This window comes from Stenotrophomonas genospecies 5, from assembly GCF_054473825.1.
Map to the genome: position 1 here is coordinate 46,931 of NZ_JBTMUW010000004.1, position 16,917 is coordinate 63,847.

At 67.6% G+C, this 16,917-nt stretch carries 13 protein-coding genes; 7 read left to right on the forward strand and 6 right to left on the reverse strand.

Translation table 11 applies throughout. The features are described from left to right. Nucleotides 1–67: 67 nt before the first annotated feature. From ACX9OW_RS19215 to ACX9OW_RS19240, 6 genes are all read left to right on the forward strand, one after another. Nucleotides 68–712, forward strand: a complete 645-nt coding sequence (locus ACX9OW_RS19215) for a histidine phosphatase family protein (RefSeq protein ID WP_053519451.1) — start codon at nucleotides 68–70, stop codon at nucleotides 710–712. A gap of 45 nt (nucleotides 713–757) precedes the next feature. Beyond that, on the forward strand, nucleotides 758–2,029 hold the full coding sequence (gene folC / locus ACX9OW_RS19220; protein WP_459062695.1) for a bifunctional tetrahydrofolate synthase/dihydrofolate synthase: 1,272 nt from the start codon (nucleotides 758–760) through the stop codon (nucleotides 2,027–2,029). 81 nt (nucleotides 2,030–2,110) lie between these two features. Continuing rightward, nucleotides 2,111–3,121 (forward strand): SPOR domain-containing protein, encoded by a 1,011-nt coding sequence (locus ACX9OW_RS19225; RefSeq protein ID WP_459062696.1) that lies wholly within the window; start codon nucleotides 2,111–2,113, stop codon nucleotides 3,119–3,121. A gap of 43 nt (nucleotides 3,122–3,164) precedes the next feature. Next, nucleotides 3,165–3,956, forward strand: a complete 792-nt coding sequence (locus ACX9OW_RS19230) for a CvpA family protein (protein WP_459062697.1) — start codon at nucleotides 3,165–3,167, stop codon at nucleotides 3,954–3,956. A gap of 30 nt (nucleotides 3,957–3,986) precedes the next feature. Then, on the forward strand, nucleotides 3,987–5,453 hold the full coding sequence (purF, locus tag ACX9OW_RS19235) for an amidophosphoribosyltransferase (protein WP_065175938.1): 1,467 nt from the start codon (nucleotides 3,987–3,989) through the stop codon (nucleotides 5,451–5,453). 10 nt (nucleotides 5,454–5,463) lie between these two features. Beyond that, nucleotides 5,464–6,288, forward strand: a complete 825-nt coding sequence (locus ACX9OW_RS19240) for a ferritin-like domain-containing protein (RefSeq protein WP_459062698.1) — start codon at nucleotides 5,464–5,466, stop codon at nucleotides 6,286–6,288. 42 nt (nucleotides 6,289–6,330) lie between these two features. On the opposite strand, the gene ACX9OW_RS19245 is transcribed toward ACX9OW_RS19240, so the two are convergent. After that, on the reverse strand, nucleotides 6,331–7,788 hold the full coding sequence (locus tag ACX9OW_RS19245; protein ID WP_459062699.1) for a DUF2235 domain-containing protein: 1,458 nt from the start codon (nucleotides 7,786–7,788) through the stop codon (nucleotides 6,331–6,333). A gap of 225 nt (nucleotides 7,789–8,013) precedes the next feature. On the opposite strand from ACX9OW_RS19245, the gene ACX9OW_RS19250 reads away from it, so the two are divergent. After that, nucleotides 8,014–9,267, forward strand: a complete 1,254-nt coding sequence (locus ACX9OW_RS19250) for a M12 family metallo-peptidase (RefSeq protein WP_459062700.1) — start codon at nucleotides 8,014–8,016, stop codon at nucleotides 9,265–9,267. Nucleotides 9,268–9,322: 55 nt separating this feature from the next. Here ACX9OW_RS19250 and lpxH read toward each other — a convergent pair whose 3' ends face one another. The 5 genes from lpxH to ppx form a co-directional block, all read right to left on the reverse strand. Beyond that, entirely contained in the window at nucleotides 9,323–10,063 is a 741-nt protein-coding gene (lpxH, locus tag ACX9OW_RS19255) for a UDP-2,3-diacylglucosamine diphosphatase (RefSeq protein WP_053519443.1), read from the reverse strand. 71 nt (nucleotides 10,064–10,134) lie between these two features. Further along, nucleotides 10,135–10,674, reverse strand: coding sequence for a phosphatase PAP2 family protein (locus ACX9OW_RS19260; RefSeq protein WP_053519442.1), 540 nt, complete (start codon nucleotides 10,672–10,674; stop codon nucleotides 10,135–10,137). After that, nucleotides 10,655–11,800 (reverse strand): glycosyltransferase family 4 protein, encoded by a 1,146-nt coding sequence (locus tag ACX9OW_RS19265; protein ID WP_459062701.1) that lies wholly within the window; start codon nucleotides 11,798–11,800, stop codon nucleotides 10,655–10,657. Before ACX9OW_RS19265 ends, ACX9OW_RS19260 begins: the two co-directional genes overlap by 20 nt. A gap of 166 nt (nucleotides 11,801–11,966) precedes the next feature. After that, the gene (locus ACX9OW_RS19270) at nucleotides 11,967–14,897 is read right to left on the reverse strand and encodes a TonB-dependent receptor domain-containing protein (RefSeq protein ID WP_111186885.1); all 2,931 of its coding nucleotides are present in this window, start codon (nucleotides 14,895–14,897) and stop codon (nucleotides 11,967–11,969) included. 292 nt (nucleotides 14,898–15,189) lie between these two features. Then, nucleotides 15,190–16,716, reverse strand: a complete 1,527-nt coding sequence (gene ppx / locus ACX9OW_RS19275) for an exopolyphosphatase (protein ID WP_053519439.1) — start codon at nucleotides 16,714–16,716, stop codon at nucleotides 15,190–15,192. Nucleotides 16,717–16,917 lie beyond the last annotated feature (201 nt).

The window sequence follows — 16,917 nt, forward strand, 5'->3', positions numbered from 1 at the left end:
GTTCCGCGTACTTCACAGGATGTGAACGAAACGCGGCCCTCTCCTCCCCCCAGGACTCCTTGCACGCATGCGCATCCTGCTTGCCCGCCACGGCGAAACCCCGTGGAACGCCGAAGGCCGCTACCAGGGCCAGATCGACATCCCGCTTTCGCCCATCGGCGAAGCCCAGGCCCAGGCGCTGGGCGCCCGCCTGGCATCCGTGGACATCACCCGTGCGGTGGCCTCGCCGCTGTCGCGCGCCCAGCGCACCGCCCAGCTGGCCCTCGGCGCCGACCGTGCCGGCACGCTGCAGACCGAACCGGATCTGCAGGAAATCGCCCATGGCGAGTGGGAAGGCCTGCTGGCCAGCGAGATCAACGAGAAGGACCCGTCGCGGTTGAAGGCGTGGCGTGAGGAACCCGATACCGTGCTGATGCCGGGCGGCGAGTCGCTGCGCCTGGTGCTCGAGCGCAGCTGGCGCGGCCTGGCACGCGCCAGCGAGGGCCTCGGCGAGCACGACACGCTGCTGGTGGTCGCCCACGATGCCGTCAACCGGGTGATCCTGTGCAGGGTGCTGGGCCTGCCGCTGTCGCGGCTGTGGACCTTCCGCCAGGCACCGACCACGTTGAACCTGCTTGAAGGTCCGGACCTGGAGAGCCTGGAGGTCGTGCGCCTCAACGACTGCGCCCACCACACCCCGTTCTTCGGCGAAGCCAAGCACCGCGCCCTCTGATCCCTGTCCACATCGAACCACCCTGCTTCTGCTGGAACCGCTGCCGTGACGAACCTGCCGACCACCCTGGCCGAATGGCTGGATTACATTGAACGCCAGCACCCGGCGACGATCGACATGGGCCTGGAGCGCGTCCGCGCCGTGGCCACGAGGATGGGACTGGGCGCGCCGGCCAAGCGCACCATCGTGGTCGGTGGGACCAACGGCAAGGGCTCCACGGTCGCCTTCATCGAGGCCATCGGCCGCGCTGCAGGCTGGAAGGTGGGGGCCTACACGTCGCCGCACCTGCTGCGCTACAACGAACGCGTGCGCATCAATGGGCAGGATGCGGAGGATGCCGCTCTGGTGGCGGCATTCAACGCCGTCGAAGCTGCGCGTGGCGACATCACCCTGACCTACTTCGAGTACGGCACGCTGGCCGCCCTGCAGCTGTTCGCGGGGGCAGCGCTGGATCTGGCGGTACTGGAAGTCGGGCTGGGAGGGCGCCTGGATGCGGTCAACATCGTCGACGCCGACGTGGCCGTGATCACCACGGTGGACATCGACCATGCCGAGTGGCTGGGCGAGGACCGTGAAGCGATCGGTGCGGAAAAGGCCGGCATCATCCGCGGCTGGAAACCGGTGATCCTGGGCGAGACCGACCCGCCGTCGAGCGTGCTGGCACGGGCCTATCTGCTGGGCGCGAACGCCATCCGCGGCGGCAGCGACTACTTCTACGAGCCGATCGATGCCCAGCGCTGGCGCTGGCGCGATGTCGGCCTGCGCATGGAACTGCCGACCCCCGCGCTGGCCGGTCCGATCCAGCTGGCCAATGCGGGTGCGGCCATTGCCGCGCTGCGCGCGCTGGACCGGCCGCTGCCACGCGCGGCGTGGGCGGCTGGCATCGCCGCGGCCCGCATCAACGGTCGCCTGCAGGCATTCGATCGTGATGGCGTGCAGGTGCGGGTCGATGTGGGTCACAACCCGCAGGCGGCTGGCCAGCTGGCACGCGCGCTGAAGGCCGAAGCTGTCCCGGGCCGGACCCTGGCGGTCTATGCCGCGTTGCAGGACAAGGATGCGGAAGGCGTGGTGCAGGCGCTGCAGGATGTGGTGGACGAGTGGACGCTGGCCGGCCTGGAGGGGCCGCGCGGACAGAGTGCGCAGCAGCTGCAGGCACGTCTGCACGGCACCGCTGCGGTCACCGCACGGCTGGCCGGCACTGTCGAGCAGGCACTGACGCAGGTGCTGGCACAGGCCCAGTCAGGCGACCGCGTACTGGTATTCGGTTCGTTCCACACGGCCGCTGCGGCCCTGCAGTGGTTGCAGCCCGCGCCCTGATCCACGTTCAGCCAACGCCGACGCCGTCCGGTCCGGCACCCGTATAATCGACCGCAACCCCCGGACAGTTGCCTGCCTCACGTGGATACGCCTCTGAAACAGCGATTGATTGGTGCCATCGTGCTGGTGGCACTCGCCGTGATCTTCCTGCCGATGCTGGTGAAGGGGCCGGCGCCGGACAGTGGCGTCGCCAGTGTGCCGATCGCAGCGCCCAATGCGCCCGCCGACGGCCAGTTCGAGACCCGTGAGCTGCCGCTGGTCGCCCCGGCCGGGGGTGCCACCGGCCTGCAGAGTGGCCGGGCCGCACCGCTGCAGGACGCAGCCGCGCCCGCCACGCCGCCGACCGTGGACACCTCGCCGGCGGTGGCTGCCGGCAACTATGCGGTGACATTCGGCGCCTATGGCAGCAAGGCCGACGCCGATGCGGTGATCGCCTATCTGAAGCGTTCGCAGCTGCCGGGCTTTGCCGAGGCGGCGACCATCAACGGCCGGCAGGCGTGGCGCGTGCGCGTCGGACCGTATGCCGATCGCGCCCAGGCCGAGGCTGCCCGGCTGCAGGCGGTGAAGATCCGCTCCGACGTCCATGCCGAGGTGATCACGCTGGATGCGCCCGCAGCTGCGGCTGCACCGGCCGCCGCTGCTGCGGCGCCGGCGGCACCGTCGGCCAGCACCCCGGCGGCGGCGTCCACGCCGTCGGCCACGGGCAACCCGGTGCGCAGCGAGAGCCTGCCGCCCAGCACCCCGGCCGCGAGGCCTGAAGCACCGAAGGCAACGGCGACGCCGGAGGCGACGAAGCCGGTCGCCAAGCCCGAGCCGAAGCCGCAACCGCAAACCCCGGCCGCGCCGGCGGCGGGCGGTGTTGGTTTCGCGGTCCAGCTGGGGGCGTTCGGCCAGGCCAACGACGCCAACGCGCTGCGCGACAAGGTGCGCGCTGCCGGATTCAGTGCCTTTGTCGAGCAGGTCCGCACCGAAAAGGGCACCCTGCATCGCGTGCGCGTCGGGCCGGTGGCCAACCGCGCCGATGCCGAGCAGCTGAAGGCCCAGGTGGCGGCCAAGGTCGGCGTGGCCGGCATGGTCCGACCGCACCCGTGATCACGCGCGCTGTCCGCCGCTGTCGTCGGCAGGAGCGGGCAGCGTGATCGACATCGTGCTGGGCGTGCTGATCGGTGCGTCGGTGCTGTTCGGCTTCATCCGCGGTTTCGTCGGCACCGTGGTCGCGCTGGTGTCCTGGCTGCTGGCCGGCTGGATGGCGTTCACCTTCGGCAATCAGGCATCGCACTGGTGGGCGGCGCCCCAGCCACCCGGCACGGGTCACTATCTGGCCGGCTATCTGGGGGTGTTCGTGCTCACCGTGGTGGCGGTCGGGCTGGTCGGGCTGTTGCTGAAGGCAGCGATCAAACTGACCCTGTTGGGCGGCGTGGATCGCCTGCTGGGCGGTGCCCTGGGCCTGGTCCGCGGCCTGTTCTTCGCCAGCGTGCTGTTGCTGCTGGCCGGTTTCACCGCGTTGCCGGCTGAGCCGGCATGGCAGCAGTCGCAGGTGCGGCCGTTGCTGCAGCCGGCGGTGGCCTGGATGCAGGCCCAGCTGCCGCAGCTGGACGGCATGCTGCCACAGGCGCTGCCGCTGGACGGCCTGCTGCCACAGGCGCTGCCGCTGGACGGCCTGCTGCCGGGGGCACTGCCCTTGCCCCTGCTCGAGAATGCCCCCACCTCCTCGCAGGTATTGGGCAAGCCGGCGCCGACAGGCGATAATGGCGTTCTCAACGAGGTAGTGGCGGGCGGCGGATGGCCGCGGCCCGTGGACGTGGAGCGGGAGCCCCGGCCGGCCCCCACACTGCCCAGCAACATCGAGCCGGCGCCCGCGCGTCCGGCCCGGCCCGCGCCTGCCGCGGGCGGGACCCCAGGCCAGGCACGGCCACCTTCCTTGTAACTGGGCACAGCCCAGCGGAGACCTCGCACCATGTGTGGCATCGTCGGAATCGTCGGCAACCAGAACGTCGCCGGGCAGTTGTATGACGGCTTGACCGTCCTCCAGCATCGCGGCCAGGACGCGGCAGGCATCGCCACCGCCAACGGCAGCCGCCTGCGGGTGCAGAAGGCCAACGGCCTGGTCCGCGACGTGTTCGACGCACGCACCATGTCCACCCTGGAGGGCAGCGTCGGTATCGCCCACGTGCGGTATCCCACGGCCGGTTCGGAAGGCATGGACGAGGCGCAGCCGTTCTACGTCAATTCGCCGTATGGCATCGCCCTGGCGCACAACGGCAACCTCATCAACACCGAGGCTCTGCGCCAGCAGGTGTTCGAGCAGGACCGCCGCAACGTCAACACCGATTCGGACAGCGAAGTGCTGCTGAACGTGTTCGCCTACGAACTGGAACAGCAGCGCCAGCTCAGTCCGGAAGCCGCCATCCGCGCGGTGGCCGGGGTGCATCGTCGCTGCAAGGGCGGCTACGCGGTGGTCAGCGTGGTGCTGGGCCTGGGACTGGTTGCCTTCCGCGATCCGCATGGCATCCGTCCGCTGGTGCTGGGCAAGCGCAGCCATGCCGAGGGCGACGAGTACATCGTCGCTTCCGAATCGGCCGCACTGGACGTGCTCGGCTTCCAGCGCGTGCGCGACGTGCAGCCGGGCGAAGCGCTGGTCATCACCGCGCGTGGCGAGCTGTTCTCGGAAATCTGCGCCGAACCGGCCGAGCATACGCCGTGCATCTTCGAGTACGTGTACTTCGCCCGCCCGGATTCGATGATCGACAATGTCTCGGTGCACAAGGCGCGCATGCGCATGGGCATCAAGCTGGGCGAGAAGATCCTGCGCCTGCGCCCGGACCACGACATCGACACCATCATCCCGATTCCGGACACCTCGCGCGATGCGGCGCTGGAAATCTCCAATGTGCTCGGGGTGAAGTACCGCGAAGGCTTCATCAAGAACCGCTATATCGGCCGCACCTTCATCATGCCGGGGCAGGGTGAGCGGGTGAAGTCGGTGCGGCGCAAGCTCAACCCGATCCACCTGGAGTTCCGCAACCGGGTGGTGCTGCTGGTGGACGACTCGATCGTGCGTGGCACCACCAGCCAGCAGATCGTGCAGATGGCCCGTGATGCGGGCGCACGCAAGGTCTACCTGGCCAGTGCCGCGCCGCCGGTGCGCTTCCCGAACATCTACGGCATCGACATGCCGGCCGCCGAAGAACTGGTCGCGCACAACCGCAGCGTTGAAGAAATCGAGGCCCACCTGGGCTGCGACTGGCTGATCTACCAGGATCTGGAAGACATGGAAGCGGCCGTGAGCGAGGGCAACCCCGCACTGCGCAACTTCGATTCGTCCTGCTTCAACGGCCACTATCCCACCGGCATCGAACCGGGCTACTTCGAGCGCATCCAGCAGCTGCGTTCGGACGACGCCAAGCACAAGCGCCGCGCCTGAGGCCAAGGGCGTGGTCGAGCTGGCCGACGTCGGTGGCGACCTGCTGCGTGCCGCGCAGCAGTGCTTTGCAGAAGCCGATCCGCTGCGCAAGGTGGCCCTGACCCAGGCTCATGCCGCGGCATTCCGCGCGGGGCGGCTGAAGGTGGCGGTGGATGCGCCGCCACCGGAGCCGATCCGGATGCCGGGCAGGCCGGACCGCCTGGTACTGGTCCATCCGCGCGAGGTGCCGCGGCGTGGCCTCGGTGGGGTGGAAGGGCGCGCCGCCTTCATCCATGCCATCGCCCACATCGAACTCAATGCGATCGATCTGGCCTGGGATGCCGTGTATCGCTTCCGCGGCCTGCCCGCAGCCTTCCATGCCGACTGGGTCAGTTGTGCCGATGACGAGTCGCGGCATTTCATGCTGTTGCGTGAGCGCCTGCTGGCACATGGCCACGACTACGCCGACTTCCCTGCGCATAACGGCCTGTGGGAGATGTGCGAGAAGACCGCACATGACGGCCTGGCACGCATGGCGCTGGTGCCCCGCGTACTGGAAGCGCGCGGCCTGGACGTGACACCGGGCATGATCGACAAGCTGCGCAACGTCGGCGATGGCAAGACCGCGGATGTGCTGGAGATCATCCTGCGCGAGGAAGTGGCGCACGTCGCCGCAGGTTCGCGCTGGTATCGCTGGTACTGCGAACGTGCCGGCGTCGAACCGCGCGCACGCTTCAAGGCACTGCTGGTCGAGTTCGCAGGCGGTTACCTGCACGGTCCGTTCAACCTGGAAGCCCGCCTGCTGGCCGGTTTCGATGCCGACGAACTGGCCAACCTGGTCGAACAGGCCGGCTGACCGGCAACGCGGGAGCCCAGTCCCGCCCTGCGCGGGCGCGTCTCATGTGTTCGGCAGCACCACCCGCTTGCCATCCACGGTGGGGCGGTTGATGTAGAACAGGCCGGGACCGGGTCGATACGGCAGCTCGCTCACGCCGGCATCGGCCGCATAGGTCAGCGCGGTATCGCCCAGAGCGTCGAAATTCCAGTGTGCCGACTGCATCAGGTAGCGCCTGCGCAGCAGTGCTTCCTGGGCCGGGGTGAGGGCCTGGCCGGCCATCAGCCGGCGCGCGATCGGCAGCAGTGCGTCGGGCAGTTCCCAGCCGGCAACCGCGTTGGCATCTGCGCGCCAGCGTACGCCGGCGGCGATGGCCTGCTGCTGCATCACCTGCAGGGCCACCAGCTGGTAACGCCAGTCGATGCGCCGACGCAGCACCACTGCCGCGGTGACGTACAACACCGGCGACAGCAGCACGCTGCGGCTGCCGGCGCGGCGTTGCTGCTGCCACTGGTGCCAGACATCGACCCACACTTCCTTTTCGCCCAGCCCGAGCTGCTGCCGCCAGCGTTCGGCATCCGCCTGCGCCTCGGCGTACACCGTCGTGGCCTGAAGCTGTGCCAGCGGGGGGACCTGGTAGTCGGCCACGCCTGGCCGGCGCAGCTGCTGCCGGCGTGGGCGACTGAGCAGCTTCGGTCCTTCCTCTGTCTGGTTGTAGCCACCGCCGATGTTGGCGTGCACGCCGGGCAGTGCGATCTCCATGTGCGCTGCGGCCACCCGCGTGAGCGGGTAGTGCTGGCGATGTTCGTCGCGCGCGACCAGCTGCACAACACGTCCGGCGATGTCGGCGGCGAGGGCGACGCGTGGTCGCTCATCGGCTCTTCCCCCGCTTACGGCGACGACCGTGTCGAACAGGCCGATGAAGCGCAGCAGCGGCCGTGCCGGCGCGAAGCCGGCGGCGCACACCAGCCCCGCGTCCTGCAGCAGTTGCTGCCAGCGGGCCGTATCCCAGGCCTGCAAGCGGTTGGCGGCATCGCGCGCCGCCGCCGCCCCGCGCGAGTATCCGAAGAGATCCAGCTGCACGGCCTGCACGGGCCTGTGCCAGCGCGCGGACACGCTGGTCAATGCTGCCGGCAACAGCTCGTTGAGCGCGCGCTCGACCTTGGCACGCACACCGCTAGCGCCGATGCCGAAGGCCAGTCCCAGCAGATCGTCTTCGGCATCATCGCGGGTGCCCACCCCTTCCACGTAGATGGCCAGCGAGGGGAACGGCAGCGTCTCCTGGCGGCTGTCCGGATACAACCGGTGCAGCCGTGCGACGTTGGTCAGGCCATTGTCGTAGCTGCTGGTCAACCGGCTCTGATAGGTCGAATCATCGTCGGCGCGCAGCACGGCAGGGCGGGGTTGCGGCACCTGGACGTGTCCGCGCGCCAGGTTGTGCGCGTTGTTGCGGGTGCCATCGAAGAACAGACCAATCCGCAGCACGGCGGCATCGTCCTGGGTGTCATGCGCTGGTGCCATGTGCATTCCCCGTCGTGGCTACGTCACGGTAGCGCGAAAGCGGTGTGTTGGCGAAGTGTAGCGACGCTGTTGACGTGACTGAACGCAGATGCGGTCGATCACAGATCCAGATTCTCATTCCGACCGCCTATTGAATTCACACGACCTGCGCAGGCCAGATGGCCGGACCCGACACAACGGGTCGTGCTGCATCACTGCTGTTCACTTCATTCAAGGAGCGACGAAATGATGTCCAGATCGATTGGCAAGACGGCGGGTGGCCTGTTGCTGGGAATGTCGGTGGTTGCGGCCGCCGGTGCTGCACCGTTGTTCGAGCCGGTGACGGTACTCAGTCGTGCATCGGCAAGCAGTGAACCTGCGCTGGGCCGGTTGCTGGCGACGCCGTCCACGGCCGCCGTGCAGGAGGTGCGGGTCGATGCCGCTGCCACCGCGCAGCCGCAGCTGGAGTTCGAGCTGCTTGGCCAGCGGGTGCAGGCGGTACGCAGCAAGGTCGAAACGCTGCCCGACGGCGGCTCTGTCTGGTACGGCCAGCTCCGCTCCGCGTCGGGCAGGCTGCAGGCGGCCACCTCCAATGGACAGGATGACCCTGGCAATTCGGTGATCCTGGTCCGCTCCGGCGACACGCTGACCGGCTCGATCCGCAAGGAAGGCAAACTCTACCGGCTGCGTCCGCTCGGCAACCGCCACGTCCTGGTGGAAGTGGATGAATCGCGGATGCCGGCCGACCACCCGGCCGACTACAACCAGTTGCCGAAGATTCCGCTGCCGGCCGATGACCGCATCGGCATTGCCCAGGCGTCTTCGGGAACGCCGGCGACCATCCGCGTACTGGTGGTGGCCACCAATGCCGCCGTCGCCGCCTATGGCGGCAACATGCAGTCGCTGGTGCAGCTGGCGGTCGCCGAGTCGAACCAGGGCTACACCAACAGCAATGTCGGCCTGACGCTGCAGCTGGCCCGCTACGAGACCACCAGTTACAGCGAATCCGGCGACTTCAATACCGATCTGGCACGTTTCCGCGGCACCAGCGACGGCTACATGGACAGCATCCACAGCAGCCGCAATACCTACACGGCCGATGTCGGCGTGCTGCTGATCAACAACGCGTCGTACTGCGGCCTGGCCTCGGGCATCGGCTCAAGCGCATCCACCGCGTTCGCGGCGGTGTACTGGGATTGCGCGACCGGCTACTACTCGTTCGCCCACGAGATCGGCCACCTGCAGAGCGCGCGGCACGATCTCGCCAACGATCCGAGCACGTCGCCGTACGCCTATGGCCATGGCTATCGCTATGAGCCGTCCAGCGGTACCGGCTGGCGCACCATCATGGCGTACAACTGCACCCGCAGCTGCCCGCGCCTGAATTACTGGTCCAATCCGAACATCAGCTACAACGGCATCCCGATGGGCACTGCCAGCACCGCCGACAACCAGCGCGTGCTGGTCAATACCAAGCACACCATCGCCGGCTTCCGGTAACCGGTACTCGGGGCGCACGACCCGGGGTCGTGCGCTGCCGTGGGCGGTGCGACCCTCAGGTCAGCGAATCCAGCGTCCAGCCCTGTGGGGTCACGCGCAGTACCGAGCCCTGCTCGTACCAGTCACCCAGAACGATGCGGGTGCAGCTGCGTCCGCCGGCCTGCAGCGCATGGATTGCAGGGCGGTGGGTGTGGCCGTGGATCATGGTGTCCACGCCGTGACGGATGAAGGTGGCCTCCACTTCGGCCGGGGCCACGTCGGTCACTGTCTCGAACTGCGCGCGGTCGCCCTGTTTCATTTCCGACTGCCGTGCCTGGCTCGCTTCACGGGCCTTCTGCGCGAAGGCAATGCGTGCGGCCAGCGGCTGCGAGAGGAACTGCGCCTGGAATGCCGGATCGCGCGTCTGCGCGCGGAACTGCTGGTAGGGAATGTCGTCGGTGCACAGCAGATCGCCGTGCTGCAGCAGCACCGCACGGCCGTACAGCTCGATCACGCAGGGGTCGGGCAGGATGCGCAGGCCGGCGCGGCGTGCGTAGTCTTCGCCAAGCAGGAAATCGCGGTTGCCGCGGATGAAGTACACCGGCACGCCGCTGTCGGCGAGCGTCCTCAACGCGTCCGCCACCGCATCGGCGGCGGGTGAGGGCGTGTCGTCGCCGATCCAGGCCTCGAACAGATCGCCCAGGATGTACAGCGCGTCCGCGCCGGGCGCCTGTTCGCGCAGGAAACGCAGGAACAGGTCGGTGATTTCCGGACGGCTCGGGTCCAGGTGCAGGTCGGAAATGAACAGCGTGGTCATGCCTGCATTCTAGGTCATCCCGGATACCGGTAGCGCCGGGCCGTGGCCCGCCAGCGCGGCGGCGGTGGCCCTCACACCGGCAGCGGCAGCCAGGCCAGGCTGGCCGACGCCAGCAGTGCGGCGATGCCGGTGGCGGCCAGCACATCGCTGGGGTAATGCAGGCCCAGCACGACCCGCGACAGGCCCACGCCGAGGGTGAACGGCACCAGCAGCGGCGCCAGCCAGGGGTAATAGGCCAACGCCACGATGGTGAACGACACCGCGTGCAGGGTATGCCCGGACGGGAAACTGAACTCGTCCAGCGGGGCCACCCAGGCCCGGATGCGCAGATCCGCGGCATACGGGCGGGGGCGCCGGGTCCAGCGCTTGAGGCCCTTGTACAGCAGCAGCGCGGCCAGGCCGGTGGCGGCCATGTGCACCGATGCGCGCAGCCCGTCGAAGCCATCGATCGCCACCAGTACACCCATCAGCACGTACCAGAACACGCCGTCGCCGAGCCGGCTGATGATCGAGAACAGACGGCGCACGCGGCGGCGCCGGCAATAGTGGTTCGCCCGCCGGCACAGGCGTGTTTCGCTGCCGCGCAGCAGTTCAAGCGGCGTGGTGCGCATGGCCAGTCCTCCGGGTGTTCGCCAGCTCGGCCAGCAGCGCATCGAACTCGGCCACCACCTGCTGCGGATGCAGCCGCTTCATCGCCCGTGCGGCCTGGCTGCCCAGTTCGCGGCGCAGCGTGTCATCGCTGGCCAGCTGCACGGCCGCTTCGACGAACTGCTCGTCGTTGTCCACGGCGGCACCGTTCTCGCCGTTGCGCAGGTACTCACGCGCCGCGCCGTAATCAAAGGCCACCGTGGCCAGGCCGCTGGCCATGCTTTCCAGGGTCACGTTGCCGAAGGTCTCGCTGCGGCTGGGGAACAGGAACAGATCACCGCTGGCGAAATGGCGGGCCAGCGCTTCGCCGCGCTGGATGCCGCAGAAGATGAAGTCGGGGTTCTCATGCGCCAGCTTCTCCCGTGCGGGCCCGTCGCCGACCCAGACGAAGCGTGCCTTCGGCCGTATCTGCTGCAGGCGGCGGAACGCCTTCACGGCCAGTCCGAGGTTCTTCTCGGCGGCGATGCGGCCAACGTAGATCGCTGCCAGGCCGTTGCCGTCGATGCCCCATTCCTCGCGCAGGGAGGGGTCACGCCGGCCCGGGTCGAACTGCTGGCTGTCGACCGCGCGGGCCAGCAGCCGGACGCGCTCGAAGCCCTGTTCGGCAAGGAACTGTTGGAGCTCGCGGGTGGGCACGAGGGTGGCGTCGGCCTGGTTGTGGAAGCGGCGCATCCAGCGCATCGCAGCGGCCTGCAGCCAGGCGACCCCGTAGTCGGGCAGATACTCGTCGAAGCGGGTGTGAAAGCCACTGGCTACCGGGATGCCGAGGCGCCGCGCGGTACGCAGCGCCGACCAGCCCAGCGGGCCTTCGGTAGCGACATAGATCGCATCCGGGCGCTGCTGCTGCCAGTGGCGACCGAGCCGGATCGGTGCCGGCAGGCCGAACCGCAACCCGGGATAGCGGGGCAGGGCGGCGCCGGGCACCAGCAGGGTACCGGGAGCGGAATCCAGCGCTTCACTGGCCTGGCGTGGCCGGATCAGGTCGATCTCGTGCCCGGCCGTCCGCAGGCCCTGTTCCAGTCCCTGCACGGTCAGTGCGACGCCGTTGACTTCCGGCGGATACGTCTCGGTGACGATGGCATAGCGCATGGCGGGCCTCCGGTTTCCCGGCATGCTCGGGCCTGGCGATGTAGCCGACATGACGGCTTGGCGACACAGGCATGACAGACGCGCAGGAGTGCCGGCTGCGGGGCCGGGGCCAGAAAAAACCACGGCCCCGAAGGGCCGTGGTCGTGGAGCGTCGCAGTGCGATCGATCAGAAGCGCTGCTGGTACTTCATGTAGATGAAACGACCGATGTCGTAGCCACCGTAGTACGAGAACGCGGAGTTCGGCTTGCTGTACATGATCGGGCCGGACTTCTCGAACACGTTGTTGGCGCCGACGGCGACGGTCGCATCCCACGGCAGGTTGTAGCGGAACTGCACGTCGTGGAAGGTCACCGAACCACGCTCGTTGTAGTTGCGCGAGCCCTTGTACCACGGTGCATACACGCCCGGATCGGAGCACTCGTCCGGATACAGACCGATGTTGGAGCAGGTCTCCTTCACGCCCGAGTAGTAGCGCGCGGTCCAGGTCACCCCGAAGTCACCCAGATCGTAGCCCAGCGCCAGGTTGGAGCGGACGCGGAAGGCGCTGCCGATGCCATTGGTGACGATCGGAACGATCGAGCTGTCGTTCGAGGTGCGGTAGGTCGCACTGGACACGTAGGTGGTGGCCGAATTCACGTTGAACTTGCCGAACCGGGTGTCCAGACGGTAGCTCACATCCAGGTCGTAACCTTCGGTTTCCATGAAGCCCGCATTGCGGTTGCCGAACTTCAGGTTGGTCACGATGCCCGTCACCGGGTCACGCTGGAAGCGCGTGCAGCGCGAATCGATGCCTGCTTCGTAGCAGTCCTGCAGGATCTGGGTCGGCGTATCGGCAATGATCGTGTTGTCGATGCGGATCTTCCACCAGTCCAGCGAGGCGTTGAAGCCCTGGATGAAGCTCGGGCTCCAGACCAGGCCCAGCGTCTTGCTGGTCGAGGTTTCCGGAGTCAGCAGCGGATTCGAGCCGGAGGTGAACGGCACCGGCGTGGCATCGGTGGAGGTGTTCACCGGAGTGCCGCCCTGGCGCAGCTGGCGGAAGGTATCGGCATTGGCGATGTCGCGGGCGCAACGCGAACGGACTTCGGCGCTGGAGGCCGAGGAACCGAAGCGGGTGTCGCACGGATCGCTGAACTGCGCGAAGGTCTCGGAGCCACCACCGAACAGATCGTTGATGGTCGGGGCGCGGAAGCCCTCCGCCCAGGTGCCACGCACCATCAGCGAGTCGATCGGCTTCCACTTGAAGCCGAACTTGCTGTTGAGGGTGTTGCCGAAGGTGTTGTAGTCCGAGAAACGGGTAGCACCGTTGAAGCTCAGTTCCTTCGCGCCCGGCAGATCGGCCAGCACCGGAACGTTCACTTCCAGGTAGGCTTCATTGACGGTGTAGTCGCCACCGGTCGGGCCAGCCGCGAGGTTGGTGGTGGCGCCGGTCTGGGCCAGGGCATCCGGGGTGTACTTGCCTTCTTCCTTGCGGCTTTCCACGCCGAAGGCGAAGCCGAGGTCACCGGCCGGCAGGGTCACGATGCTGCCCGCGATGCTGGCGAAGAAGTTCTTGGAGGTGGTGCGGCCCTTGGTGATCTCATCCGGGAACAGCCACGCCTGCAGTTCTTCGTTGCCATAGATGCCATCGGCAGCGGTGGTGCCGTACGGAACCAGCGGGTTCCACGGCTTGCAGACGTCGTAGGAGATCGGAGCAGCGGCCGTGCCGCACTGCACCTTGCCGGTGGCGGCGTTGAAGAAGGACGGACCTACGCCGGCCGCGACGCGACCCTTGTGCAGGTTGCCGGTCGCCACCGATTCCAGCTCGTTGCGGTTGTACTGGTAGCCCACTTCCCAGTCGAAGTAACGCTCGCCGATATCGAACGAGCCGTCGAACGACGCCACCGCGCGGTAGGTCTTCAGCTCGCTGGTGGTCACGCGCGGCACTTCCCAGGTGCGGCGGTTCCAGGCCACCGCAGTCGGGGTGGCGAAGCCGTGCTGGTTGCCGAACGGGTTGAAGTAGCTGTCGATCGACATGGAGCCGACACCGGCGGTGCTCGACTGCAGCGGATAGCCCGCGATCTGGCGGGTGGACTCGCGCTGGTTGTAGCCCAGCTCGGTGCGGAAGTTGACGTTGTCGGTGATCTTGAACCGGCCGTCGAAGTAGATCGAGTCGCGCTTGACCGGGTACATCACGTGCATCTGGTCGTTGGCGTTGCTCACGTCACCGGTGAAGGGCGTGGAGTTGGTGAGGTGGTAATTGGCCGGATTGGTCGGGTCCGTGCCACGGTTGAGCGAGTAGCCACAGCCTGCCGGAGGCGTCGCATTGCAGCCGGGACCGCGCACGCCGGTGAACTGGCCGTACTGGCTGATGGTGGTCCAGTTGCTGCTGTCGTTCGGGTGGCGATCGGTCATGCCGTACTGGCTGAAGCCGCGGTCACGTGCCCACACGCCCTTCTCTTCTGCATGCTCGGCCGACAGGGTCAGCGAGATGCGGTCGTTGTTCCAGCCGGCGACCACGTCGAAGCGGTCGCGCGCGCCGTCGCCCTCGCTGTACTGGCCGTGGTAGACGTTGGCGGTCACGCCGGTGACGTTGGAGCGGGTGATGATGTTGACCACGCCAGCCATGGCATCCGAACCATAGATCGCAGAAGCGCCGTCCTTCAGCACCTCGATGCGCTCCACTGCCGACACCGGCAGGGAGGAAACGTCCTGGTAGCCGGACGTGCTGATGCCCAGGCGCTTGCCGTTGACCAGCACCAGCGTGCGCTGCGTGCCCAGGTTGCGCATGTCGATGTAGGTGCCGCCCGCGTTCTCGCCTGCGGTCAGCGCGTTGGCGCGGCTGATTGCCGGGCTGCCCATCGCGGTGACGTTCTGCAGGATGTCGGCAACCGAGCTGAAGCCCTGGCGCTCGATATCGTTGCGGCTGATCGCGAACACCGGCTGGGCGGTTTCCACGTCGACCTGACGGATACGCGAACCGGTGATCTCGATACGGTCCAGGTTGGTCGGCGAAGCAGTGCTTTCGCTCTGGGCGAACGCGGGCAGTGCCGCCAGCGTTGCAGTGGTAGCCAGGGCATAGCGGATCGCCTGCCCCAGGGCGGTGGTGCGTGAAGTCATACGAGCTCTCTCTCTCAGGTCGTGCAACGGACGCCAAAAAGGGCGTCGAAGAAGCCGGAAGGTCGTGCGACCGGACCAGCAACCCGATAGTAGTCTCGTTGGTTAATGCTGTGTAAAGAGGGTGTGTCGAACAAATTAACGCTTTGTCACAAATCCTCACAAAAAATGAACAAAAGCAATCGCTTACGGTGCCGTCGCGGATGGGCCGCCAACGACCGGCTGACGCGATGCAGCAGGAAAAGCCGCCAGATTGCGCAAAGTGTCACCGAATGTAACGCCGAGGCGCGCGTATTCAGGCGACGAAGGGACGGAACTGGATGCCGAGGCCGGCGATGCCGTCGGTCTCGCCGATCAGGTCGGCGCGCAGCAGCGGCCGGGCGTCGATGAACGCCTGCGGCACGATCAGCGACAACCGGTTGTCATCGGCGGTCAGTTCCAGCGGCGGCAGCGGAGCGTCCTCATGGGCACGGTTGAGCAGCACCGCCAGGCGCAGCAGCGCGGCCAGCCGCCGCGCGGTCAGCAGCAGGCGCTCGGGCAGGGCGTCGAACGCGGTCTTGCCCACGCTGCGGCGATGGCTGCGGACCAGGGCCGCCAGCATCTGCTGCTCCTGCCGCGAGAAGCCGGCGATGTCCGAGTGTTCCAGCACGTAGCTGCCATGCACGTGATAGCCGCTGTGGGCGATCATCAGCCCCAGCTCATGCAGGCGTGCCGCCCAGCCGAGCATGCGGGCATCGTCAGCGTCGAGCTTCCAGCGTTCCTGCACCTGCTCCAGCAGCGACAGGGCGGTGTCCTGCACGCGGTCGGCCTGGACGGTGTCGATGCCGTAACGGTGGGTGAGCGCAGCGACCGATTCGTCGCGCAGGTCGTTCTCGCCGGCACGGCCGACAATGTCGTAAAGGATGCCTTCGCGCATCGCGGCCTTGCTGACCAGCAGCTTCTGCAGGCCCAATGCCTGGAAGGCCGCCTCCAGCACCAGGATGCCGCCCGCGATGATCGGGCGGCGATCGCTGGACAGGCCCGGCAGCACGATGTCGTCGATCTTCTTGGCCTTGAGCAGCTCGTCGCGCAGCTGTGGCAGGGCTTCGGCGGTGATCGCCCCCTTGCTCAGCTTCATCGTCGCGCAGATCTCGCTGATCGCCTTGTGGGTGCCCGAAGAACCCAGTGCCTCCTGCCAGCCCAGCGCACGGTACTTGCTGGCGAAGGGCTGGAACTCGCGACCGATCTCGGCCAGTGCATCCTTCCAGCGCTTCTTGCTGAGCTTGCCGCCCGGAAAGAAGCGGCGGGTGCTGGCAATGCAGCCGGCCTGCAGGCTCTCGCGCTCGAGGGTCTGCATGCCCATGCCGATGATGAACTCGGTCGAGCCACCGCCGATGTCGATCACCAGCCGGCGCTCGCCCGGTTTGGGCGGCTGGGCATGGGCGACGCCCAGGTAGATCAGGCGCGCCTCCTCGCGGCCGCTCACCACTTCAATGGCATGTCCCAGCGCGGTTTCGGCGGGAACCAGGAACGACTGCGGTGAACGCAGTTGGCGCACGGTATTGGTGGCCAGTGCACGCACGCGGTGCGACGGGACATTGCGGATGCGCTGGCCGAAGCGGGCCAGGCATTCCAGTGCGCGTTGCCGTGCCGCAGCCGACAGGCCCCCCTTGCCATCCAGACCGTCGGCCATGCGCACGGTTTCGCGCAGGCGGTCGATCACCCGCAGCTGGCCGAGCGTGTAGCGCGCGATGACCATGTGGAAACTGTTGGAGCCAAGGTCGATGGCGGCCAGCAGGTCGCCATCCTGCAATGCGGGCGGAGTCGTGGTGGTATGCGGCATGGGCGAATGTTAGCCGAAGGGGCGGTGTGCTCGTCACCGCATGGCCTTCACATTTTGTCGGGGGGCGTTCGGTAGTGCCGGCCGCTGGCCGGCAAGGTCAACGTCAACGTCAAAAGCGGGTTTTCTGAGGGATGGCGGGGTGGGTCCGGTTGAGGGGGACGCCGTCAACCCATCCATGGGGGCTTGGTCGCGGCATCCATG